Below are 22,960 nucleotides of genomic sequence, written 5' to 3' on the forward strand. Positions count from 1 at the left end.
GCCCGATATCGGGCGGCCCGGCTGTTTCTGTTGTGGGATAGCACTCCCCGCTCCTCGGTTCAGCGGCCCACCTTGCCGGAAAGCTGGGCAATTGGCCGCAGGACCATCGGCCTGGCGAGGACCCACGCAGTGACAATAATGGCCACAGACAGTGCGAAGAAGATCAGTCCGAGCCATCCACCGTCGTCCCGTGCAGCGTACATGTGGTTGAGGTTCCGACGTGCGCCCGTCGCCAGCACCAGTGCGGTGTGTACCGCCGTGAACGCGACGAAATAGATCATCACCGGGAAGTGCATGCGCCGCGCTAACTGGATAGGGAAAAGACGTGACGGCCTCTCCCACGTCGAATGCCAGAGGGGTGACATGCGGAACCCGGTGGCCGCGGCGAGCGGAGCAGCGATAAAGACAGTTGTGAAGTACGCGAGGACCTGGAGCGCGTTGTAATTGACCCAGCCGTTCTCGATGGGCCATTCCAGAGACGCGTACTGCAGCGCGACGGAAATGGCATGCGGGATGAATTCCCACGACGTAGGCACAATGCGGATCCATTGCCCCGACACGAATAGGAGAGCTACAAATACAACACCGTTCAACATCCATGCCCAATCAATGGAGAAATGCAGCCAATGATTGATGGAGTGCTTTTCCGGCTGCCCCTTCGTTTTAATCCGTCCTGAATTGTCCCGCGTCCAGTAAGCGGCCGGGCGACGAGTGGAGCGAATGAGCCAGCCTGAGCGCACCAAGAGGATCAGGAGGAACACATTCAGGAAGTGTTGCCACGCAAGCCACGCAGGGAAGCCGACTGGCGCTGCCTCCGGAAGGTGGACTTCTCCGGAATAGGCCGCAATAAAATCACCTGCGGAAGTCTCGAATCGCAGCCACCTGACCAAAAGGACTGTTGCGATGAGCAGGACCAATGAGAGCGGGACCGCCCAGGCGACAACCTTAGCGCGCGATCGCGTTCCCTTTTGCTGGGCGGCGGTAGTGCTCATCTCCGCAGCTCAAGCTCTTCGATGAGCTGCGGAACGACCTTGAATACATCACCCACAACGCTGAAATCAGCAACGTCGAAAATGGGTGCCTCCATATCCTTATTGATAGCGACAATTGTTTTAGACGTCTGCATTCCGGCGCGGTGCTGGATTGCACCGGAGATTCCCAAGGCAATGTACAGCATCGGAGCCACCGTGGTTCCTGTCTGTCCGACCTGACTTGACTGCCCGACGAACCCAGCGTCAACTGCAGCGCGTGAAGCGCCTACCGCGGCACCCAATCGATCAGCGAGTGTTCCAACGAGGGCGAATCCTTCTGCTGACCCCAGCCCACGGCCGCCCGAGACCACTATGGAAGCCGTTCGGAGGTCTGGTCGGCCACTAACGGTGCCATTGGAACTCTTAGCTACGACCGTCGCGGACACCCCTGGTTCCACCTGCACGACGAAGCATTTGCCCGCGGCCGCAGGAGCGGAGGCATCGATCGCGCCTTCACGGACTGTCAAGACAGGGAGGCCACCGTCGATCCTGGACTCCACGACATATGCCCCTCCGTAGATCGAATGGACGGCGACGATGTCCGTACCCTCCCTGCGCAGGTCCACCGCGTCAACCGCCAGCGCGCCCCCGCTCCGCAGAGCTAGGCGGCCGGCCACCTCTCGTCCTTCGTTGGTGTGAGGGATAAGCACGGCGTCCGGTTGTTCATCAGCCACTGCCGCCGCAAGGGCTGCGACCTGGACTCCTGTCTCCAGGTGGCCGTCGATCGGCGTGGAAACACGCACCCGCTCGGCACCGAGCGCAGCCAGCGCCGTGGCAACCGTCTCGGCGTCGGCGGAGGTCACAGCTACGGCCACAGGAGTCCCCAGCCGGGATGCAGCTCCCAGCAATGCGCCGGCGCTGGCGGTGGGGAGACCATCAGCACTCACATTAACAAACACGATCACATTCGACATTGTGGGTTCCTTCAGATTAGACGTGCGCCAATGAGGTACTCGGCAAGCTCGCGCCCGGCATTCCCCTCATCGACAATCTTGGTTCCCGCAGTACGCGGAGGACGTTCGGCGGCGGACACAATTACGGAAACTGGCCCGGCGAGGAGGCCGCTACCGCCAAGGTCCCCGGCCGTAATCTGCCTGAGGGGCTTCTTTTTCGCCTTCATGATTCCCCGGAAGTTGGGGAACCTCGGTTCGGGAGCCTGTTCAGTCACGGACACCACAGCCGGGAGCGCACAGGCGAGTTCTGCATTGCCGGTGTCAGTGGCGCGGATGCCACGCACGGCGGTACTCTCAATCTCAATTGACTGCAGCGATGTGGCATGCGGCCATCCCGCCAGCTCTGCCACCATCGCCGGAATCATCCCGCCCCTGCCGTCGGTGCTCTCGTTGCCGCATATCACGAGGTCGGGGGCGCAGTCCTCGACCAGCAAATGAAGCATCCGCGCGGTCCGCACCAGATCCGATCCGGCCAGCGCATCATCTATCAAATGGATCGCAGAGTCCGCTCCCATCCCAAGTGTTTTCCGCAGGGCATCCGTGGCACCGGAGGGACCCATGGTCGCGACGATGACCTCGGCGCCCAATGTGTCCTTGGCGACGAGGGCCGCCTCGACCGCGCGCTCTCCCACCTCGTCAATGACCTGATCGTCAGTTGCCCGGTCCGCTCGTCCTGTTGAGAGGTCGAGGTGACGATCACCCCACGTGTCCGGAACCTGTTTGATGAGTACAAGTATTTTCATTTGTCCGCCCCCTTAGATCGCGATGCCGATGAGCTTGGTGTCGAGGTACTCGTTGATACCCTCATAGCCGCCCTCTCGCCCGAGACCACTCGACTTGATGCCGCCAAAGGGTGCCGCGGCCGACGTCGGGTTGATGTCGTTCACCCCGACCATTCCAAAGCGGAGTTTCTCTGTCACACGAATGGCCGTCGAGAGGTCGTTCGTGTAGACGTAGGCAGCAAGACCATACTCCGTGTCATTGGCGAGCCTAATCACCTCATCCTCGTCATCGAACGGGGTGACCGCCGCGATGGGACCAAAGGTCTCTTCATGGCTGATGACCATGTCACGGGTGACGTCAGCCAGTACCGTAGGACTGTAAAAGTTCTTACCGGTGAGACCATCGACCGTCACCCTCTCTCCCCCGACAAGCACCCGCGCGCCCTTGGACCGCGCGTCTTCCACCTGCTCCACCATCTTCGCGGTAGCAGCGTCGTCGATGAGCGGACCAATTGTGACTCCGTCCTGGTCGCCCTTCCCAATGCGGAGCGCGGCCACCCGCTCCTGCAGCGTGGTTAGGAACGCATCGTAGATCGACCGGTGCACGTAGATGCGGTTGGGGCTGATGCAGGCCTGACCTGCATTGAGGAACTTCACCAGCGCGGCACCTTTGGCCGCCCTTACCGGGTCAGCATCGGGAAAGACGATAAACGGTGCATGTCCACCTAGTTCGACTGATACCCGTTTCAGCGTGGCGCCGGCGCGTGCGGTCAGCATCTTGCCGACGCCCGTCGAGCCCGTGAAGGTCAGCTTTCGCACATCACTGGAATCGAGGAACGCGTCACCCACCTCGGAGGAACGCTTTGAAGTGATCATGTTAATGACTCCGGGCGGCACACCGGCGTCTTCAAACACCCTGAGCACAGCAACTGCGCAGAGCGGAGTTTGGTTCGCGGGCTTAAGAACCGATGTGCAGCCTGCCGCAAGGGCAGGGCCTAGCTTTCGGGTGATCATGGAAATGGGATAGTTCCAAGGCGTAATGGCAGCGATGACCCCAACGGGCTGCCTCATCGTCACAAAGCGCTGGTCTGCCCTGGCGGAGGGAATGGTGACTCCGCTGATCCGCTTCGCCTCTTCCGCAAACCAGGAAAGGAAGTCCGATGCGTAGGTCACCTCGTTGCGGGACGCCTTCAGCGGCTTTCCCTGCTCGAGTGTCATGAGCTGGGCAAGTTCTTCGCGGCGCTCAAGCATGATGGCGTGCGCTTCCGAAAGGATTGCTGCCCGCTGGTATGGGGTCTTTCCTGCCCATTCTTCAAACGCAGCGGCCGCAGCGGCAATGGCGTCCTCCGACTCTGCGCGCCCTCCGTTCGAGGCGTACCCGATCACATCGCCGGTACTGGGGTCGTGTACCGGGAATTCACCTCCGTCATCGGCTGCACGCCATTTCCCATCGATGTACAGCGTCTGAGCCGCTTCGTCTGCCATTGGTGCGCTCCCTCGCGTCGTTGCGTAGTTTCCTGGTTCGCAGAACCAGTACTCGTAGAGCTTACGGTAACATATACTGCAATGTGAACGGGGGTGCTTTTTCCCTAGGATGACAACGAAGGGGAACGGATGCGACGCGAGGCGACCCTCATCCATGGCACAGCATCGACGGCTTCCCATACGTGGGAACGAAGCGGCTGGCTGGAGCTTCTCGAAGACGCCGAGATCGCTGTTGCGCTCTTCCCCCTGCCTGGACATGCTGGCTCCACGCTTCCAGCGTCCGCTCCCTTGGAAGCCGTGGTTGATGCACTCCTCGACACTGCTAGAGATTCGACGATCCTCATCGGCTTCTCGGCCGGAGCCACACTTGCGCTCCATGCCGCCCTGGCTGCCGAGGGGCGCATCACCACCCTCGTTTTACTCGGCCTCGGTGACGGATTCTGGAGTGCCGGCTCGGCGAAGCCGGACGTGGCCGAGCGAATGCGGCAGGGGGCCACCGATGCCTTCACTCGCCTCATGTCCGCCACGGCCACGAGCGCGGGGAACACTGTGGAGGACGTTGCGACCTTTATCGAGGCTGCGCACAGTCCCCCGCCTTTGTCCGGTTTGAGTGCAGTCTCCGCTCGCACGCTGATCATCTGCGGCACTGACGATGCTGCCGGCCCTGTAACGGGGCTCACCTCCGCCCTTCCCGAGGCCACAGTACTCAGCCCAGTGGGGCTCGACCATTTCCGCACCACCTCCTCGCGGGAGGTCATGACGGCGGTCATGCGGTTCCTACAGCGATAGCATCTATACGACTGCCGTACCCACACGATCCCGGGGAACCGTGTCCCGGAGCACGGCGATGCCGATGGGGATAAGAGGGACGCCGAGCCCTGCGAGGGCACGGCCCATGAGCATGAATCTGATGTCCGCAGACGCGCGGACCATCCCGCTTAAGGCCACCACGCCGGAGACCATCCGCGGGTCAAATGACCGGGCCATGTTCCCCCCGTCCGCCGTTTCCCTCGAGCCGACGGGGCACTCCTTAGTCGTTCACAAGGCAGAGCGCGTCGACTGCGAGAAACCCGTCGTCAGTGACGAGTACCGGGTTGGCGTCGATGGAGTCCATCCACCCAGCCCCTGCTGCCGCAAGCTGCCCCGCGTTCACCAGGAGGTCCGCGAGGGCGTCGAGGTTCCACGGTTCCTGGCCGCGGAATCCGTGCATCAGTTTTGTTTCCTCGAATTCTGCGATGAGCTCCTCTGCCTGGCTTCGCGTTATGGGTGCCATCCGGCCGCCCACTTTCTTTAGCACTTCGACGAAGATGCCCCCAAGCCCAAACACGACCATCGGACCGAGCTCACTGTTCTGGATGCCAAGGAATGCCTCTCCCTTAGCCTGGATCATCGGCTGCACTGCCACAACGGACGCGAGGCCGTCTGCCTGGGCGATCTCCCGTAACTCCTTGACCGCTGCGGGCAGCGCGTCGGCGTCGATGTTCAGGAGAACTGCCCCGTGTTCTGTGCGGTGGGCAACGTCCGAGAGTTTGACGACGTATGGCCCTTCGAAGGACGGCACCGTGGTTTCCTCGTCCTCGGTCAGGAGATGGTAAGGGGCTACAGGAATGCCGTTTTCCCTGAGCAACCGCATGGCATCTGCAAATGGAAGCATATTGCCCTCGGGGCCAACAATGGGAGTTCCTGAGGGCCGGGCCAATGGCTCTGGCTTCGATGCCACTGCCGTGAGGGCAGTCCGGGCACGCACGAACTGTCCCAGCGTCTCGATGCCGCGAAGAGTGGCTCGAGGACCGTAGCCCGTGGCGGCCCCCGGGTGCGCATCAATGATGCCGGTCGCCCATCCACCCAGTTCGGTGGCACAGTTCGAGACGATAAATGGCTTGCCGTGCGTCGCGGAGGCTTCAGCAAACAACTGCACAAAAGGGCTGCCGCCCGGTCCTGCATCCTCTTCCGCGAGGGGATGGACCATAAGGTATGCGTCAATTTGGGAAGATTTGCCGTAGATGTCAAGAATCTCCGGCCATTTCAACGCGCCCATCCCCGTCGTGTCCAGGGGATTCGGCACAGAAACGCCCGGGAGATTCTCCGCCACCCATCCCCGTAGTTCATGGAGTGGTGGCACATTTATGCCCTCGTCGGTGGCGAGGTCCATGCACATCGACGCGAACCCGCCCGTGAACGTGAGGATGGCGAGGTTTTCAACCGCGGTCCAGTAGCTGGAGTCGAGCTGTTCAACGATTGCAAGCCGGTCAACCAGCTCCTCGGCGTCACGGGCGATGCCTATTCCCAGCTGGCGGAAGGCGACCTCATAAACCCAAGCATCGCCAGTGAGTGATCCGGTATGTGATGCGGCAAGTTCCTGGGTGCGCGTACTGCGGGCAAGCTTCAGCGCAACTATGGGCTTACCCGCGAGGATCGCACGCTTGGCAGCCGCGAAGAACGCCTCCGGGCGCCGAATCTTCTCGATCACCAGTCCGATCGCCGTCGTTCCCGGGTCATCGACGAGGTAATCAACGTAGTCCGCGAGGTCGGTGACCGCCTCGTTGCCCGCCGACACCAGGACATTCAGTCCAATTGAAGGAAGCCTCCATGCCGCCATCGCGACGCCGCTGAGAACGGCACCGCTTTGGGAAATGACAGATATTCCTCCCGGCCTGCGTTTGTGATCACTTGCCAGCGTCAGGCTCACTTGGTGGGGGACATTGATAATGCCCAACCCGTTGGGGCCCGCCACAGCGAAACCCCCGGCCTCCGCTGCAGCTTTGAGCCGACCCTGCAATTCAACTCCGTTCGCCCCGGCTTCTGCAAAGCCTCCCGCCACGAGGACAAGCCCGCCAATGCCGAGCGAGACACATTGCTCGGCGATGCTCACCGAAACTGCGGCATTCGTGACCGCGTAGACCACATCGATCTTCCCAGGGATGTCGGTCAGATCCTTATACGCAGTCCGGCCCATCACTGTGTCGTACTTGGGACTTACGAAGTACACGGTGGCATCACTATGGTCCAACGTGCGCTGCACGTACTGCGGGAAAGGCGAATCATCCTTCATCCCCACAATCGCGATCGTCCTGGGGTTGAGCATTCGGCCGATATCAGCCCGGGTTCGGCCTTCGGCAGGGGCGAGTTTCATGCGTTTCTCCTTGGAGCATCAGAGGAAAGGCGGGATCACGGGCAGCCCGGCCTGGGGCTCAGTGCAATGCGCCGGGATAGGGGTTCACATGAGGGAGGGCAACCAGGTGACGAAGTCGGGGAAGAAGATCATCAGCATGGTCAGGACAATGATCGCGGGGAAGAAGAGGCCAACTGCCATGAAGACATCCTTGAGCGAGATGCGCTGCCCCAGATTTACTTCCTTCGCCTGCACCATCTTGTGCACGATGAAAGTGAGCATTCCCACCGGCGGAGTAAGAATGGCCAGCTCCCCCATAAGTACGGCGAAGACCCCAAACCACAGGACGTCGATTCCGAGCACCTCGAAGGAGGGCTGGAGCACCGGAATGGTGAGCAGGAGAATCGCCAGGGGATCCATGAACATGCCGAGAATTATGTAGATCCCCATTACAACCAGCAAAAAGCCGACGCGTCCCAGCCCGAGGCTGAGGATCATGTCGGAGAAGAGCGCACCGAGGCGGGTGACGGCCACCATGTGACTCAGGATGGTCGCCCCGATCAGGATGAAGAAGATCGCGCCAACGCTCAGAACCGTTTGGGCCGCGCCTTCAACGATGTACCCAAAGGGCTTATCGCCGCGGCGGAACCACAGGGTCAGGAGCACGGCGACGAATGCGCCGAGAGCGCCGGCCTCGGTCGCCGTAAGCACTCCGCCAAACATTGCCCCGAAGATCGCAATCATAAGCACCGCGATAGGCCACACACCGCCGAGTGACCGTACACGGTCGAGGAACGTGTATTCGGTCGGGTCCGCTGCCTTGGCGGTTGCACGCTGCTCGGGAGCACGACCGGCCCAGCGGGGTTTGATCAGTGCGTAGATGAGTATGGAGACGCAGACCACCAACACGAGTGCAATCCCGGGAAGCACGCCTGCGATGAGCTGCGGACCAACAGCAGCTCCCGTGATCCCGGCGACAATGATCAAGAAGGTACTCGGAGGAATAAGCTGGCCCGGCAGGCCAGCCATGACGACGGACCCGATTGCAAGCTTGGGGTCGTACTGCCTCTTGAGCATCTCGGGGATGCCGACGCGCCCGAGAGCGTAGGTGATACCTATGGTTGATCCTGAGACCGCGGCGAGGCCAGCACCGGCAACGTTCGTTCCGATCGCCAACCCACCGGGAAGCCAGCCGAGCCAGAGTCGTGCGGCGGTGTACGCGCGGGTCGTGATTCCTGAAGAACCAAGCAGCATTCCCATAAGGATGAACATCGGGAGCACGCTGAGCGACCAGTTGGAAATGGCAGTATAGGGGGCGCCGGTCAGCAGGTTCTCTACCGCGCGCCATCCGTTGATCGTGAAGAGCCCGAGCAAACCCGGGATAGCCAGGGCGAACGCAATTGGCACCTTCATAAACATGAGAATAAGCATGAGGACGACGGCGAGTCCTCCGATCATCTCCCGCTCGGGGACGACCCACATGAGTGCAATCGTGACGATGGCCGCTGCTATCAACGCCCATATGACCCAGGTGGGACCGCGGCCAGCTTGAAGCCCGGGGTGCCCAGCGCTAACGACTCTGCGGCGGTTACGTTTCTCGGCCGTGATCGTCATCAGAGGGTCTCCTTTTTCGTGGCGCCGAGATGTTGATTGGGTCCCTGCGTGGGCTCGACTCTTTGCTCGTCGTCCATCTGCCGTATGAATCCATCTGGGTCGTCGTCGTCGGCGGTGTCATGCACTCCGAGATCCCCGCGGATCGCTTTTATCAAGTCCATCAAATACATGGCTACCAGGATCAGAAATACGGCGGGCAGCAGGAAGAAGACCGGCCAGATCGGCAGCGAGGATACCCCTCCGGTGGTCTGCACCTTGAGCCCGTGCAGCGCCTCGTTGACGAACGTGAAGTAGGCGTACGCCGAGCAGACAACAACCCCCAGCCCTGAAAACATGATCACCAGAACGCGGCGGTTTCCCCAGGTGAGCTTGTCGAAGATGAGGGGCGCATCGATGAATTCGTTCGCGTGTTTGGCCAGGACGAAGCCGAGGGCCGCGACAATAGGCAGATACCAGAAGCTGACGTATTCGAGCGTGTTCGGAAGGGGAGAGTTGAACAGGTACCGCGTGAACACATTTGCGAGGATATGAAGCATCATGACCACGATGCCCAGGCTCGCGATGATGTTGAAGATCCTCAGGGCGAGGAAGGCAGGCCCCTTGGGCTGTACCTGGTCTTCAGAAGACATGGGGACCTACTTTCCGTGGCGGCCTTGCCACGCGGACGAAACGGGTCACGGACGAGGGAGGTGCGCTCCGAAACACCGTTGATTGTGCCGGAGCGCACCTGATACTCAGGAGGGGCGGTTCGGGATGTGAACCCGCTCGTAATAGACCTCGTTGAAGGACTCCCAGTCCGGGGATTCCTTGAGCCAGTTTTCGTAGTCGCTAAAGTCCGCGTCAGAGAAGCCTGCTTCGACCATAAGGTCGTTCCACTCTTCGAGAGATGCAGTCAGTTCTTCGGAGAAAGCGGCACCGTTCTCCAGATGTGGACTGCTGCTCCATCCGTCCTGCACCGTTTTGTTGTACGCGGCTAGGGCTTCGTTTACGTCATCATCCAGTCCGAAGAAGCCGCCACCCGCAGCGACTGCTTGTTCATGCTGCTCCGTCAGATGAAGGAACGTCTCGGAGACGGTTGTGAGTGTGTATTCAGCGAGCGTGTCAGAGACCAGCTGGCGCACCGGCAACGGCCATTCCTCATAGTCTGAACCCACAATGTCGATTCCTGTGGTAGACGCAAAGCTGGCACCGGAGGGTGTGTAGATGTAGGGAGCAAGCTCAGTCATTCCAGGGATCAGGGCCATCGTGGACGTACCGATAACCATGCAGTCGACTATGCCGCGCTGAAGCGACTCGTACAGGTCCGCGAACACGACTGAGACAGGCACCGCACCCAGGGCCTCGATCTGGCCATATGTAGCTGCCGGCCCAACACGAATCTGCTTGCCTTTCAAGTCGGCAAGACTCTCCACCGGTTTGCTGCAGGCGAGTGAGGCAGCAGGCTGGGTCGGCATGGGCGCCATAACGGTGAGGCCGCGGTCCTCGAATTCCTCGTGCATTTCGGGGAGACCCCAGGCGACTTCGTTGGTCGCTCCAAGCGCCGCGAGGTATCCGCTGAGGTAGCCACCCGGTCGTTGGATGGTCAGCTCCGGAAAGATCTGGCCGGTAACGGGGAAATCACTCGGCTGCTGGAACGGGACGAGGAGGTGGATATCGGTGCGACCATCCTCAAGTGCCTCGTCACCGTCCTGGGGCTTACCCGAAATCGCCTGCTGGAAGGCGACCTCGACCGTTACCTTCCCGCCCGAGCGCTCCTCCATGAGGTCTGCCAGCTCCTGCGTGTGCGCGCCGGAACTACTGGCAGCCGCACTCGCCGTCTCCCATACGAGTTCCCAGCTGCCGTCGACTTCCTCGAAAGCTGCATTCCATTCATCGATGCTCGCACCGAAGTCCACGCTCGGGCCCTCCGCGGAAGCCCTGCCGCCGGCTGCTGATCCACTGCATCCGGACAATGCTAGGGCTAACACCGCCGATGCTCCCGCGAGGGGAAGCAGGCGCCTGTTGGTGATTCCTAGTTTCATTGAAGGTCTTCTTCCTACGTCGTTGTAGATGAATCGACTCTTTCGGCACGTGAGGCCGGCACCGCTGCCAGGTACCTATGCAGCACCACAGTATGGAAGCCCAATTGCTTTGTCAATGGACTTGCGGTAAGGCGTTCGGTAAGAGTTATGAGATGATCTGGCTTTGTCTTATCCCCGTTATCCCCGGTCGCGCGGGCCCCCTGGAACATCCCATGTCGTCCAGCGGAAGGCAGCCCCATGCGTGGTCGTCGGGTCGGTTATAAGGGTGTGGTCATCCCGGGCGACGGTCGCGATTCCTTTCGATTCGAAGTAGCGCCGTGTGTCATCGAGATCGAGGACCCGGAAGGTCGCAGCGTGCAGGCATTCATTGTTTCTCTCCATGTCTGCCGCAGCGATGGTGCCGTCTTCAATCGGATGAGAGAGCTGAACGACAGTGTCGCCCAGCTGCACGTATGCGTCCTCCGTCCCCGTCAACGCACTGGTCGAACGATGGAGAAGCGTTCCCCCGAGGAGTCCGGAGTACACCTTCACCGCACGGTCAAGATCGCGTGTCAGTACAGTGGTGTACGCCAACCCGGGCGTCTTCACCGGATGGTTCTTGATCCACCACTCGGGGTCAAAGTCCGATCCGTTGATGCGGGGATCACGCGCATCGATGGTGCCTGCGGGGTTGAAGAACTCGAGCTGCGTGATCGTGTCTTTCGGATGGGTCATGATTGCAGACTTCGGCGCCGGGCGCTCCGCAGTCAGGACCCCGCCCTCGACAAAGACTCGGATACCTCCGTCGACGCACCGCTGCCACATTTCGCCTGCGTCATCCGAGTACCAGGCAATTGAATGCCAGTGATTCCCAAAACGGTTGTAGAAACGTCCCAGCGGCATCTGGTCCCAGCCCTCGATCCGAAAGGCGGGGGCGAGTGGCTCTATGACTGAGTCACCCAAAAGGACCAGGGAGGCATCACGCTTCTCCCCGGGCATGTAGTTGTTGTCGAGGAAGCCGCGGCGGACACTGAAGACGTCGTCATACCAAGCTTCGAGCGCGGGCAGGTCACCCGTCATATGGATGAGATGGAACAGTCTTCCGATGGACATTGTTGCTCTCCGATCTGTCCGTGTTGCGTCAGCTGATTAGGAGGCAGTGGTAACAAATGCCCGGCTGCCGGGATATTCCATGCGGGGAAGTCCGAGTTCGTGCTGCGCGATGATCGTCCGGAACACTTCGACGCTGCCGCCGTACGTGATGGTTCCCTGGGCGAATCTATTCACGAACTCCGCAACGCCGCCTCCGAGGGCGTCCGAACGGCCAAAGTCGATGAGTCCCTCCGGGCCGAGGATGTCGAGCATTTCTGCCCCAGCCCAGACAGTTGTCTCTCCGCCTTTAATTCGACCGGCGGGACCTGGCGTAGCGAGTGAAGCATCCATCTCCATCGCAAGGCGCCCGAGGCGCTCCAGCAGCGCGGGCCCAACCAGACCCGATGCGTCCGCCCAGTCGAGTACGGTTTCAAACCCCTCGTGCACTTCCTGGATGAAGCTGGCAGCCATTGAAAGCTCTTGCAGGCCTTGGGAGACATCACGACGGCCGCCGTGCTCAGCGTCGAGCGGTCCGCGCAGTACCGTCCAGCCTCCGTTGGGTTCACCCAGGAGATACCGCTCCGGCACCCGGACGTCGTCGTAGAAGACCATATTCGTCCGCTCACCGCTGAAGGCGCGGATTGGCTGGATCTCGATGCCCGGCAGATCCAGCGGAACCAGGAACATGCTGAGGCCCTTGTGCTTTGGCAGGGACGGATCCGATCGGGCAATTAGAAAACAGTACTGAGTGTGCTGCGCCCCCGTAGTGAACATCTTGGCACCGTTGATAACCCATTCATTTCCGTCTCTAACCGCCCGGGTCCGCGACATGGCAACGTCGGAACCGCCGTGGGGTTCGGTGTAGCCGAGAGAAATGCGCACGGTACCGTCGGCAACTCCCCGCAACACATCTTCCTTTATCTCGGGGGACCCGAACTGTTCCACAGCAGTGACCGCCAGCCGGGTTGTGCTCACCGTCGGGAACGGCATCTTGGCCCGCGCGAGCTCACGCGTGAGCAGATAGATGCCTAGCGGATCCATACCTGCCCCTCCCCGGTCCCGAGGCCACTGGGGCATGATCCAGCCGCGCTCCCCCAGTGCCAGGTGCACCTTCTCGTTGAAACCGTGCCCCGTCTCGATTTCGTACCGGCGGACCTCATCCGTGATGTGCTCCTTGACGAATGCACGTATCTCACTCAGCAGGGCGGCGTGCTCCGTGTCCAGCTCAATTTCACTAAAGTCCATGGTTTTGCTCCTGACTCGGTCTGATGATCATGCGGCGGCCGACTCGGCTGCACGCTTTTGCCGATGCTCTTCGAGCACCAGTCGGCCCGCTTCCCGCAGTGACTCCACGGGGTCTCCAGCCCCCAGAGCCCAGCCCTTCGCGCGGAGAAAGTACAGGCTTGCGTCGGACTCGGCGATGAACCCGAGTCCGCCCTGGACGTGAGCCGCGATAGACGTTCCTTTAGCCGCCATTTCGGCCGCATAAGCAAATGCCTCGTAGGGCAGCGCCTGTTCTGCCTCGGGCTCCTGGTCCATGAACCATGCAGCCCGGCGGACCAGATTTCGCGAACCTGACACCCACATGTGCACGTCGACGAGGGGGAACTGAACACCCTGGAGCTTCCCGATGAAGGTCCCCATGGTCTCGCGGGTCTTAGCGAACTCGACGCCGATCTGCAACGACGCTTCCGTCAGTCCGGTGAGTGCAGATGCCATGAGGACACGCCACTCCCTTCCACCGAGACCGAAGAGCCCAGGGGCGTCCATCGCGGCGATATGGGTGACCTGCGAAGCCCCCGGATCCACCCACGCATAGGGCAGTGATGCCTGGTTGGGAACGTGCGCACGAGGCTCGGCTTCAGAGAGGAGTACGAGATTGCCGTCGACAAAGCCGACGACTGTCCGGGTCACAGCCGCGTGACTGACGATCTGGCGGCCGGAGAAGGCTCTAGGCGAGAACCCGAGCATCTCCGTTCCTTCAACTGCTGCGGCCAGGAGTCCTGCGTGCACCGGATCATTGGCGGCTGCAAGAAGCCGGGTGGCGACTACATGTTCAATGATCGGCACAGGTGCAAGGGACCGTCCGACCTCCTCCATGGCCAGGGCCATTTCAACGAGTCCGGCACCGTCCCCGCCATGGTCCTCGGGAATCGCCATTGACGTTAGCCCGAGCTCAACAACACTCCCCCAGAGCGACTCATCGAAGCCGAGCGGCTCCGCCCCCCTCACACGGGTGGTCGGGACCTCCTTCGCAAAGAAGTCGGTGAACGCCTCTCGAACCAGCTCCTGATCCTCGTCCAACGTGTAGTTCTGTTTGCGGTATGCGTACGGGTCCATGTCTTCCCTCTCGGCTGGGTCGGTCAGTGAGCAAGTGGATTAGGCTGTGGTTGCCCATCGGATGGGTGAACCGGTTATTCGGTGAACGCGGCTCATGAATTCGAGGTGTTCCAGGTGTGCGAGGGTCTCGGACATGGCCATCTGCCTCATGGGCCCCGTCAGCGTTTCCCAACCCCGCGACCAGGAAATGGCCCTCGTTATCTGCCAGGTCGTGGCCCCGTCATCTACCTCGCATTCGATCTCCTCGAGGCGATGCGAGTGGTGGAGCAATAACTGGCCGGCACGCTCCACAGCACCCTCGAATCGGTACTCGTGCGCTGGGAGGACTTCATCGGCGTCGAGCTCCGCAACGCGGGCAAGCGAGGCCAAGTAGTCTCCGAGCGGATTCCCCAGCTGGCCTGACATCCAATTCACACTGGGTGTGATGCGCGGGAGCAGATGGTCGCCAGAGAAGAGCAGCTTTTCGTCCTCCAGGAGAAAGCTCATATGCCCCGCCGTATGCCCGGGCGTCCAGATGGCTCTGAGGGAGGGCAGCGCGCCGACCGGGATTGAGAGATCGACAAGGTCGAGATCGCCGGGCTTCATTCGTGTGTAGGCCGCGATGAAATAGCCGGCATGGTTTTCAAACTCCGTAACGGTGGCGGGGTCCTCCGGCATGCCATGCTGGGTGAACCACCCGTTACCGCGGCCGCTCGCCCCCTGCAGGGCCATAAGTGAGCTGGATTCGAGGGCGTGCATGTGAACGCGGGCCCCGCTGCGCTCGACTACCCGGCCGGTGAGCCCGTGGTGATCAAGATGTGAATGCGTCAGGAGCACGTCCGTCACGTCTTCGACGGTGTGCCCGGTCTGGTCGATACCGTCGGTGAGGTCGGTCCAGGACTCCGGCGAGTCCCAGCCCGTATCGATGAGCACGAGACCGTCTGCCGTTGCGATCGCGTACGCCATCACGTACCGCAGCGGGTTGTCCGGAATGGCGGTCGGGATCGACCACACACCCTCACGCACCATCTCCACCGCCGGGGTAGCGCGGCGGTTCCACGCCTCGTACTGAACCCGCGCCGAGCGCGCGGGGCGTGCGGCCTCGATCACCCGGCTGCCCCGTTCACGACGGGCGTGGTGCCCGCTGCTCTCCTGCACGAGCCACCACCTTTTGCTTCGCGGTTCACAGAGCACGTCCTCAGTTTGTCGTCACGGACCTCGGCGTCCGCACGATCAGACTGACACCTCGACCTATCCCTGTCAAATGGTTTACTGTAAGCCTCACGGCTAGCTATCCGATAACACTTTTCAGGAGCGGCATCATGATTAATGCCCCGGCGTCCCCGCACATGTTCGTCGACGGAACAGCCGTTCAGGCTGCTCTCAGCGCGCAGCGCTACCTTGCCGATACCGCGCTTGCAACGACGGTCTATCTTGCAGAAGCACTTGAGAAACCACTGCTGATTGAGGGGCCCGCAGGCACGGGAAAGACAGAGCTCGCGCTCGCCGTCGCGGCGTCGACGGGGTCACGCCTGATTCGCCTCCAATGCCACGTGGGCATCGATGAGTCCCGTGCCCTCTACGAGTGGGACTACCGGCGCCAGTTGCTGGCGATTCAGGCATCTCAGGGGGACAGCAAGGTGGAGAGCATGTTTACCGAGGAGTTCCTTCTCTCCCGGCCCCTCCTCGACGCCATCCGGGCCACCGAGCCCGTGTTGCTCCTAATTGACGAGGTTGACCAGTTGGATCCGGAATCAGAGGCACTGCTTCTGGAGTTCCTCGGCTCATACCAGGTCAGCGTTCCCGAGCTGGGGACCATCCGTGCTTCCCAAATCCCCCGTGTCTTCCTCACCTCCAATGGAAATCGCGATCTCACCGAAGCTCTCAAGCGGCGCTGCCTTTTCCTGCACCTCGACTATCCGACGCCGGAACGAGAGAAAGCGATCATCCAGGCACGAATCCCCGGCATCGAAAATCGGCTTGCCGGCCGGATTGCGGAAACAGTTGCGACGCTGCGCGCCATGGACCTTCGTAAACGTCCGAGCGTCTCTGAGACGCTTGATTGGGCACGCACACTCAAGCTCATCGGCGCCCCGGACGTCACTGACGCTCTTGTTCTTGAGTATGCGAACGTGCTCCTCAAGAACAAGTCCGACCTCGACGTTCTGAAGACCGAGTTGAGCAGCGCATGATAGCCACTATCCACGCGCTCGCGGCGGAGCTCCGGCGGGTTCGAATACCTGTTGCCACGAGCGACGTCATCACGGCTGTGGAAGCCCTGCTCCACATCGATCTAGGCGACCCCGCCGAGGTAAAGGCGTCGCTCGCTGCCAGCATCATCAAGCAGGCTGACCATCGACCAACGTTTGACCTCTTGTTTACCCTCTTCTTTGCCGGCCGTACGGACGGGGCTGATCGCCCGTTGGGTGCCCTGACAGACGGTGAACTACGCGCTGCCCTCGTCGAAGCGCTCACCCACCCGAACCGCCATTTGCTGCAGGAGATCGCTACGGAGGCCATCGCCCGCCATGCACGGATCAAACCGGGGAGGCGGTCTGCGGGTACCTATTACATCTACCGCACGATGGAGGCACTCAGACTGGACTCACTCCGGGAAGAGATCCTCCCACCGGCCTCGTATGACACTCCGGCGCTGGCGTGGATCACGGAACGGACTCAGAAACGCAAGTCAGCCGAAGCCTTAGAGGAGTTCGAGCGAATCGTAGAGAGCCAGGTGCGCAACAGGCTTGCCGCGGAAATGGGCGCGGCGGACCTGGCCGGAATGCTTCGGCACCCGCTGCCCGAAGACACCGAATTCCTTACGGCATCGGCCGACGCCGTCAAGCTCATGGATGCGGCGATAGCACCGATGGCTTCCGCCCTGGGGAACTTCCTGCAGGAGAAGCGACGATCTTCGGCGCAGACAGTGGACCTAGGCCGAACGCTTCGCCGTTCCCTCTCCCACGGCGGCATACCGGTTAACCTCGAGTTCAAGTCCCCGAAGGCACCGAAACCCCGGCTGGTCATTCTTGCCGACATCTCTGGCTCAGTCGCGAGCTTCGCGGCCTTTGGCCTACAGCTTGCCTTCGCGCTGCGCGCCCACTTCTCTCGCCATCGATCATTCGTATTCGTCGACGGTACCGATGAGGTCACTGACCTCATCCACGATGTCCGTTCCATCACCAAGGCAACGGAACGCATCAATAGGGAGCACCGTGGAGTCTGGATCGACGGGCACTCTGACTACGGAAACGCCTTCACGAGTTTCGTAGAACACCACATCAACAGCATCGATGCACAAACCACTGTGCTCATCCTCGGCGACGGACGCAACAACTATCGGGACCCATGTGCGGATGCCCTGGCTGACATCCATGCCAGGAGCGCGGGCATCTTCTGGCTGAACCCTGAGCACCCAAGGCTCTGGCGGGACGGCGACGCCGCTATGGGCCACTACGCACCCCACTGCGACGAGGTCGTCGAGTGCCGCACCATCCGCCAGCTCGACGCTTTTATCCGCTCGCTGGCCCAGCGAGGGACCACAAGAAAGGAAGCATCATGAAGAGCAGCATCACCGCAGCTATGAAGGAGGCCGTTGGCACCCAGATAAGCCGACGGGTCAGTTATCCAGTCTCCTCCTCCGACATCCGCCGGTGGTCCCTAGCCGTGTACTGGCCTGAACCCCCTCCGGCGCGGTACTTGTCCACCAGCAAATCAACCGTCGTCGCACCGGAGGAGTTCAATCCCTTTGGCTGGATCGAGGCGGAGACTGAGCTGCACCCGGCCGCCGTGACAGTAGACCACCTCAACCCTGATCGCACTGAGAAACAGATCGGCATCGAAGGGCCCGGACTCAAGTACCAGCTCAACGGCGGCATGTCCGTCGAGTACGGCGTGGCAATACGCCCAGGTGATGTAATCACGAGTACCAACCGGCTCTCGGGATACGCCGAACGCGAGGGCCGCCTGGGGCAGATGCTCATGACAACCACCGAGGACACGTGGATCAACCAGCGGGGAGAAGGCGTAAAGCGCTCCACCATGACCCTCATCCGTTACTGAACCCCCGACCGCAGGAGACCATGGCCATGACCACGATTGATACCAACACCATCGATGTCGGCACCGTTATCGGGCCATTCGTTCGCGAGACGGGGCTCGCGAACTGGAACCGGTACGCTGCCGTGAATTACGAATTCGTTCCCATTCACATGGATGACGAAGCTGGCCGCGCGGCCGGGATGGATGGAGCCTTTGGAATGGGCAACCTTCAGATCTCCTATCTTCATGCGCTCCTGAGGGAATGGATGGGAGAGAACGGACGCCTCCACAAATTCGAAGTGCAGTTTCGCAAGCCCAACAGCAGGGGGACGGTCAGGGCATTGGGCGTCATCACGGCAGTGATACCGGGCGACGATGGCCTGACCGTAGAGCTGGATGTGTGGACCGAGGACGCCGCCGGAGACAAAATGGCCCGGGGCACTGCCACCGTCACGCCGGGCAGGTGAGCTAGGCCATGGCCAGGGTTTCGGAATCGTCGAAGCACCGCGGGGCTCCTACATCCTGATCGATTGCTCGTTTGTCCGAGCCGGCGGAACGATGGGACTCAGCGGGCCACCCGATGGCTAAATCATTGAAGGGCAAATCGAGCAACTGGGAGTGGTCGACGGCGTTCTTTTCCAGGACACGGACTCCCCGTCAATCCGATGCGGCTGTTCCTCGCTCTTTGTCCAAAACCGTCTCGGCCTGATCGAGGATATGCGCCACAGCGAATTCGAAGGCTTCATCACCAGTGTTGTCGATGATCATCGGCTCGGTCCTGACCAGCTCAGTGAGCAGCGGCATCTTCTCCGCGTCCAGCAGGTTTAGCTGCTGCAGGCCCTCTGGCGGCGTTTGGTTGATCCGGCGAACGCGCTCGGCGATCATCAGGCCTCGAAGGTAAACACTCAGCGTAGAGAAAACCATCCACGCGGAGCGCGGGGAGAATCCAGCCTCCACAAGGAACGCGATGATGTTCTCGAGTCCCTCGTACACTGTATGGGTTGTCGTCCGCGAGTAGGAACCGGTGCGCAGGTAGACGAGGTCGACGAGTAGATCGTCCTCCGCAGACGCAGCCCGCTGGAAGTTTGCTGAATCGATGAGGAACTGCCGCCACTCCCTCGGATCATAATCAGAGGGCGCAGGTACCTTCGCCTGGATCTTGGCATGGGCCCGGGCGCTCATCTGCCGCAGGAGGTCTTCCTTATTCCGGAAGTACCAATAGATGCTGGTGACCCCAACGTCAAGGTGGGCTGCAAGGTTGGGCATGCTGAGTCCTTCGAGCCCATCCCTGCCGGCGATCTCGAAGGCACCTTCAAGGATCTCCTCGGGATCGATAGAACCTCGTGCGCGCCGCTTACGAGGTGCCGTGCCAGCCATCAGATAGCTCCTGTCCTGCCGCTACGGCATCGCCAGCTTTCATGCAGTTCGTGAATATACTAGCCCGTACCGCATGCCATACGATAATCACTCCGCTACTATGTACGGTCCGGTGCAGTGCCCATCGCCCCGCACCGGTTATCTACGCCCGGCCGATCCTTTTCCAGGAGCGTTTCGTTTAGCGCAAGCGCCGCGTTGGATTTGTCGACACCTCGGCCCACATCACACATTCCCTCCTGCTTTCTCCAGGTCCTTGCTCCAGGCCTGTGCATGGAAGCCGAGCACCGCCTCCTGCTGAAGGGAAATCCCCATCCGGTTGCACAGGAGCATGCTCTCGGTCAGGACCATTTGGTGCGCACCGCGGCTAACCCGCTGTTTGTCCGCCCGAAACAGGTACATGTCGATGGCCCGCACCCACCGTTTGCGCCACATCTCCACCGATGGTTCGGATACCAGTGCCGCCATGCTCCGGTGAGCGGACCTGGTGCCGGGGAGGGGCCGGTCCCTCATCGTCTGGCGGCCCCGCTCGGCGCGGTTGCCTAACGCAGAGGTGCACGCGTGCAGGTGGGCATCCCAGTAATAGTCCCAGCTGACGGTCCTGCGGTCGGGCCACCGCGCTGACCGGGTTCCCCACATCATGCTGTGGCAGGCATCAAAAAGAAGCAGTGCAGCCAGCGGTTCCCGGGTTTTTCCGGCAGGAAACCGGTTAACCGCCCAGATGGCCAGGTCGGATGCCAACTCGGATACTTCCGCTACCAGCTGCAGGCCTTCCTCCCCGCCGTAGCGTGCGAAGACCGTTTCAAGGGCTTCAGGCACGGGCTGTCCGTGCTTCGGCGGATAAACCAGGCTTTGCAGTTCGGTCAGCTCGACGGGTCCAGCCTGCGGTGCGCGCTCCTCGGCAACCGCATGGGCGAATTTCCATACCCGGTCCACCACTTCGCGGGGGGCGCGAAGGTGAAGCCGCACTTGGGGATTCTCCGAATCAAAATTCCGTACAAACCCAAACCGGGAGCTCCCCCAGGTACGCGCCTGGGCGCTGAGCGGACCGACCAGACGCCGGACGACCTCATCTCCGGCTCCCTTCCGTCCCGACTCAATCAAGAGCGTCCACCACAGCGTGTCGCAGGGGGAAGCCTCTGAGGCCCTTTGGCCAGTTCCGGATAACGCGGCGGTACTCATATTCCCTCGCTCAAATCGGGGGGATCGGTGCAGTACCAACACCCTTAGCCCTAAAAACCAGAAATGGAACCGGTCAAGCCAAGTTTCTACCGGACGGAAAATAATCGTATGAACCTGACCGGCCCTGGATTAGGCTGGCAAGTTTGGTACGGGCCAGCGGCGACTACCGTCAAACCGTCGGCAGCGCTGCACCCACCGGCGGGAGCTCCTCGAACGCCGGCTTGGCAAACCAATAACCCTGGAACAGCCGAATGCCGGCTTCTTTCAGGACAACGAATTCATCTTCACTTTCGATGCCTTCAGCCAGGACAGCAATATCCAGTTCCGTGGCGATCGTCAGAATGCCGTCCACGACCGCCCGGCGGGCCGGGCTGGTGTCGATTCCCCGGATAAGCCTCATATCGATTTTGATCAGATCCGGCTGGAAATCAGCCAGCAGTCCCAGGCCTGCATATCCGGCACCGAAATCATCCAGGGCGGTGGTGAACCCGTGCCGGCGGTATTCAGTGATGATGTTTGTGAGGTGGGCTGTGTCCCGCACTTCTTCGTTTTCGGTGAACTCGAACATGATCGAGGACATTGGGAAACTGAACTGCCGGGCAGCGCGCAGGGTCGCTCTGAGGCAGGCTGCAGGTTCGTAGACCGCCTTCGGCAGGAAGTTGATGGACAGTTTCAGCTCCTCCCCTGCAGGAAAGAGCCGTGACGCCAGCTCGATGGCTTTGACCCGGCAATCCTGGTCGAACCGGTACAGCTGTTCCGCTGAGACCTTGGACAGCACTTCGCGAGCGCCCTCACCGTTCATGCCCCGGACCAGCGCTTCGTAGCCCCACACACGCCGCTCAACGGCGTCGTAAATCGGCTGGAAAGCCATGCTGAACTCGAAGTCGAGCTTTGAAGCCGTACTGCAGCCGTCACATGCCATACGAAGTCTCCCGGAGTTTGGTTTTCCCAAAGATTACAGCGGCCCCTCACACTCCCCGCGCAGCCAGTCCGTCGCCGCAGCGAGCGGATCTTCGGTGAGGACATCCGGCTGCAGCGGCCCGCCGTCGGCGGACTGTCCCGATGCCGTGGCCATGTAGCTGGTGGTAATGCGCAGCCCCGTTCCGTCGCTGAGCGTCCGCACCGCATTCCCGGTGGCCAGTCCGGAGGAGGGGACTCCGAAACTGCGGACACCCGGTTTCTCGGCAAAGGACAGCAGCACTGCCTCCGCAGAACTGGAGGTCCCGTCCGACTGCAGCAGCGCCACGGGTTTGCCGGTCTCCTTGGCCGCGGCGGCCGGTGCCAGGAGCTCCTGTCCCAGGTAGACACCGTCCGGGAGCAGAGTCGCCTCCGTGGTGCGGCCGTCCCGGTCGATGAGCTGCATAAGCGGCCCGTCCGGGAGCAGCGGACTGAGGGCACCGAGCATCGGCCACATATTTCCCCCGTAGTTCTTCCGCAGGTCCACGATCCAGCCGCAGGACGCATCCGGGGCCGCAGCAAGGATCTGCTCGTTTCCCCTGCCCGCATATTCATCAACGTGTTCGGGCCGGGGGGAGCGGAAGCCGGGGACGTCGACGACGGCGATTCCGGGGGCTGTGATACTGGCCTCCGGAGCCGCAATGTAGCTGTAGCCAACGTTGCTGACCGGCCCGCGCAGAGCGCTGTGCCTGCCGCCGGCCTGGTCCAGTGCGTCCGCGAGCGCGGCGTGGGTCTCTTCCGGGGCGGTGACTCCGGAGATCCGGTCCAGGGTTTCGGCGCGGATCCCTGCCCAGTCGATGGCCGGGACGAACAGGGCCAGCTCCTCGATATGGTCCAGCGCCTCCTCCACGTAAGCGGCAGCGTCGAAGGGAGCCTGTTCGATGGGCTGTACCGACTCGGCGGAAGTTTCCGGAGGACTGCCGCCGGAGCTGCCTTCCGGAGTGCATGCGGTAAGCAGGATCAGCAGTACAGCGGCTGGTGCGATCCGCGGTTTCATTCCGGTGATGTCCTCCCCCCCAAGATGCCACGACCCTACCCGATGAAAAAGCTCCAGTGCATCCGGGACCGCACTGAACGG

The 22,960-nt window shown here is 61.4% G+C and carries 22 protein-coding genes; 5 read left to right on the forward strand and 17 right to left on the reverse strand.

Translation table 11 applies throughout. The features are described from left to right. Nucleotides 1–59 precede the first annotated feature (59 nt). From TVC13_RS05415 to TVC13_RS05430, 4 genes are read right to left on the reverse strand one after another with little or no spacing between them, the layout of a single operon-like run. Nucleotides 60–992, reverse strand: coding sequence for a cytochrome b/b6 domain-containing protein (locus TVC13_RS05415; protein ID WP_422400205.1), 933 nt, complete (start codon nucleotides 990–992; stop codon nucleotides 60–62). Continuing rightward, nucleotides 989–1,945: an electron transfer flavoprotein subunit alpha/FixB family protein gene (locus TVC13_RS05420; RefSeq protein ID WP_422400206.1), complete on the reverse strand. Its 957-nt coding sequence runs from the start codon at nucleotides 1,943–1,945 to the stop codon at nucleotides 989–991. Before TVC13_RS05420 ends, TVC13_RS05415 begins: the two co-directional genes overlap by 4 nt. Before the next feature lie 11 nt (nucleotides 1,946–1,956). Beyond that, the gene (locus TVC13_RS05425; RefSeq protein ID WP_422400207.1) at nucleotides 1,957–2,727 is read right to left on the reverse strand and encodes an electron transfer flavoprotein subunit beta/FixA family protein; all 771 of its coding nucleotides are present in this window, start codon (nucleotides 2,725–2,727) and stop codon (nucleotides 1,957–1,959) included. 12 nt (nucleotides 2,728–2,739) lie between these two features. Next, the gene (locus tag TVC13_RS05430) at nucleotides 2,740–4,191 is read right to left on the reverse strand and encodes an NAD-dependent succinate-semialdehyde dehydrogenase (RefSeq protein WP_422400208.1); all 1,452 of its coding nucleotides are present in this window, start codon (nucleotides 4,189–4,191) and stop codon (nucleotides 2,740–2,742) included. 129 nt (nucleotides 4,192–4,320) lie between these two features. On the opposite strand from TVC13_RS05430, the gene TVC13_RS05435 reads away from it, so the two are divergent. Next, complete coding sequence (locus TVC13_RS05435) at nucleotides 4,321–4,980, forward strand: alpha/beta fold hydrolase (protein ID WP_422400209.1); 660 nt, start codon at nucleotides 4,321–4,323, stop codon at nucleotides 4,978–4,980. A gap of 3 nt (nucleotides 4,981–4,983) precedes the next feature. Here TVC13_RS05435 and TVC13_RS05440 read toward each other — a convergent pair whose 3' ends face one another. From TVC13_RS05440 to TVC13_RS05480, 9 genes are all read right to left on the reverse strand, one after another. Next, nucleotides 4,984–5,178, reverse strand: coding sequence for a hypothetical protein (locus tag TVC13_RS05440; RefSeq protein WP_422400210.1), 195 nt, complete (start codon nucleotides 5,176–5,178; stop codon nucleotides 4,984–4,986). Between the two features lie 43 nt (nucleotides 5,179–5,221). Next, nucleotides 5,222–7,324, reverse strand: a complete 2,103-nt coding sequence (locus TVC13_RS05445; protein WP_422400211.1) for an acetate--CoA ligase family protein — start codon at nucleotides 7,322–7,324, stop codon at nucleotides 5,222–5,224. An 84-nt stretch (nucleotides 7,325–7,408) separates the two neighbouring features. Continuing rightward, nucleotides 7,409–8,917 carry a TRAP transporter large permease gene (locus tag TVC13_RS05450; RefSeq protein ID WP_422400212.1) on the reverse strand — a complete coding sequence of 503 codons (1,509 nt, stop codon included), beginning with the start codon at nucleotides 8,915–8,917 and terminating at the stop codon, nucleotides 7,409–7,411. Beyond that, on the reverse strand, nucleotides 8,917–9,546 hold the full coding sequence (locus tag TVC13_RS05455; RefSeq protein WP_422400213.1) for a TRAP transporter small permease: 630 nt from the start codon (nucleotides 9,544–9,546) through the stop codon (nucleotides 8,917–8,919). Before TVC13_RS05455 ends, TVC13_RS05450 begins: the two co-directional genes overlap by 1 nt. A 105-nt stretch (nucleotides 9,547–9,651) precedes the next feature. Next, nucleotides 9,652–10,812, reverse strand: coding sequence for a hypothetical protein (locus tag TVC13_RS05460; protein ID WP_422400214.1), 1,161 nt, complete (start codon nucleotides 10,810–10,812; stop codon nucleotides 9,652–9,654). Between the two features lie 303 nt (nucleotides 10,813–11,115). After that, the gene (locus TVC13_RS05465) at nucleotides 11,116–12,030 is read right to left on the reverse strand and encodes a VOC family protein (RefSeq protein WP_422400215.1); all 915 of its coding nucleotides are present in this window, start codon (nucleotides 12,028–12,030) and stop codon (nucleotides 11,116–11,118) included. Nucleotides 12,031–12,066: 36 nt separating this feature from the next. Beyond that, a complete protein-coding gene (locus tag TVC13_RS05470) occupies nucleotides 12,067–13,254 on the reverse strand; it encodes an acyl-CoA dehydrogenase family protein (protein ID WP_422400216.1) in 1,188 nt (395 codons plus the stop codon). A gap of 27 nt (nucleotides 13,255–13,281) precedes the next feature. Continuing rightward, entirely contained in the window at nucleotides 13,282–14,349 is a 1,068-nt protein-coding gene (locus TVC13_RS05475) for an acyl-CoA dehydrogenase family protein (RefSeq protein ID WP_422400217.1), read from the reverse strand. Between the two features lie 39 nt (nucleotides 14,350–14,388). Next, nucleotides 14,389–15,486 (reverse strand): MBL fold metallo-hydrolase, encoded by a 1,098-nt coding sequence (locus tag TVC13_RS05480; protein ID WP_422400218.1) that lies wholly within the window; start codon nucleotides 15,484–15,486, stop codon nucleotides 14,389–14,391. Between the two features lie 164 nt (nucleotides 15,487–15,650). On the opposite strand from TVC13_RS05480, the gene TVC13_RS05485 reads away from it, so the two are divergent. Genes TVC13_RS05485 through TVC13_RS05500 form a run of 4 tightly spaced genes read left to right on the forward strand, consistent with a single transcriptional unit; the run spans nucleotide 15,651 to nucleotide 18,836 of the window. Continuing rightward, nucleotides 15,651–16,520, forward strand: a complete 870-nt coding sequence (locus TVC13_RS05485; protein ID WP_422400219.1) for an AAA family ATPase — start codon at nucleotides 15,651–15,653, stop codon at nucleotides 16,518–16,520. Continuing rightward, the gene (locus tag TVC13_RS05490) at nucleotides 16,517–17,890 is read left to right on the forward strand and encodes a VWA domain-containing protein (RefSeq protein ID WP_422400220.1); all 1,374 of its coding nucleotides are present in this window, start codon (nucleotides 16,517–16,519) and stop codon (nucleotides 17,888–17,890) included. Before TVC13_RS05485 ends, TVC13_RS05490 begins: the two co-directional genes overlap by 4 nt. Next, complete coding sequence (locus tag TVC13_RS05495) at nucleotides 17,887–18,390, forward strand: FAS1-like dehydratase domain-containing protein (protein WP_422400221.1); 504 nt, start codon at nucleotides 17,887–17,889, stop codon at nucleotides 18,388–18,390. Before TVC13_RS05490 ends, TVC13_RS05495 begins: the two co-directional genes overlap by 4 nt. A 26-nt stretch (nucleotides 18,391–18,416) precedes the next feature. Further along, nucleotides 18,417–18,836 (forward strand): MaoC/PaaZ C-terminal domain-containing protein, encoded by a 420-nt coding sequence (locus TVC13_RS05500; RefSeq protein ID WP_422400222.1) that lies wholly within the window; start codon nucleotides 18,417–18,419, stop codon nucleotides 18,834–18,836. 190 nt (nucleotides 18,837–19,026) lie between these two features. Here the strand turns inward: TVC13_RS05500 and TVC13_RS05505 are convergent, their stop codons facing one another. The 4 genes from TVC13_RS05505 to TVC13_RS05520 form a co-directional block, all read right to left on the reverse strand. Further along, nucleotides 19,027–19,746: a TetR family transcriptional regulator gene (locus tag TVC13_RS05505; RefSeq protein ID WP_422400223.1), complete on the reverse strand. Its 720-nt coding sequence runs from the start codon at nucleotides 19,744–19,746 to the stop codon at nucleotides 19,027–19,029. Between the two features lie 222 nt (nucleotides 19,747–19,968). Then, on the reverse strand, nucleotides 19,969–20,925 hold the full coding sequence (locus TVC13_RS05510; protein ID WP_422400224.1) for a lantibiotic dehydratase C-terminal domain-containing protein: 957 nt from the start codon (nucleotides 20,923–20,925) through the stop codon (nucleotides 19,969–19,971). 169 nt (nucleotides 20,926–21,094) lie between these two features. Beyond that, a complete protein-coding gene (locus TVC13_RS05515; RefSeq protein WP_422400225.1) occupies nucleotides 21,095–21,847 on the reverse strand; it encodes an EAL domain-containing protein in 753 nt (250 codons plus the stop codon). 33 nt (nucleotides 21,848–21,880) lie between these two features. Beyond that, nucleotides 21,881–22,879: a S41 family peptidase gene (locus TVC13_RS05520; protein ID WP_422400226.1), complete on the reverse strand. Its 999-nt coding sequence runs from the start codon at nucleotides 22,877–22,879 to the stop codon at nucleotides 21,881–21,883. Nucleotides 22,880–22,960: the final 81 nt, after the last annotated feature.

This window comes from Arthrobacter sp. 3Tela_A (genome assembly GCF_049311025.1).
GTDB lineage: Bacteria > Actinomycetota > Actinomycetes > Actinomycetales > Micrococcaceae > Arthrobacter_B.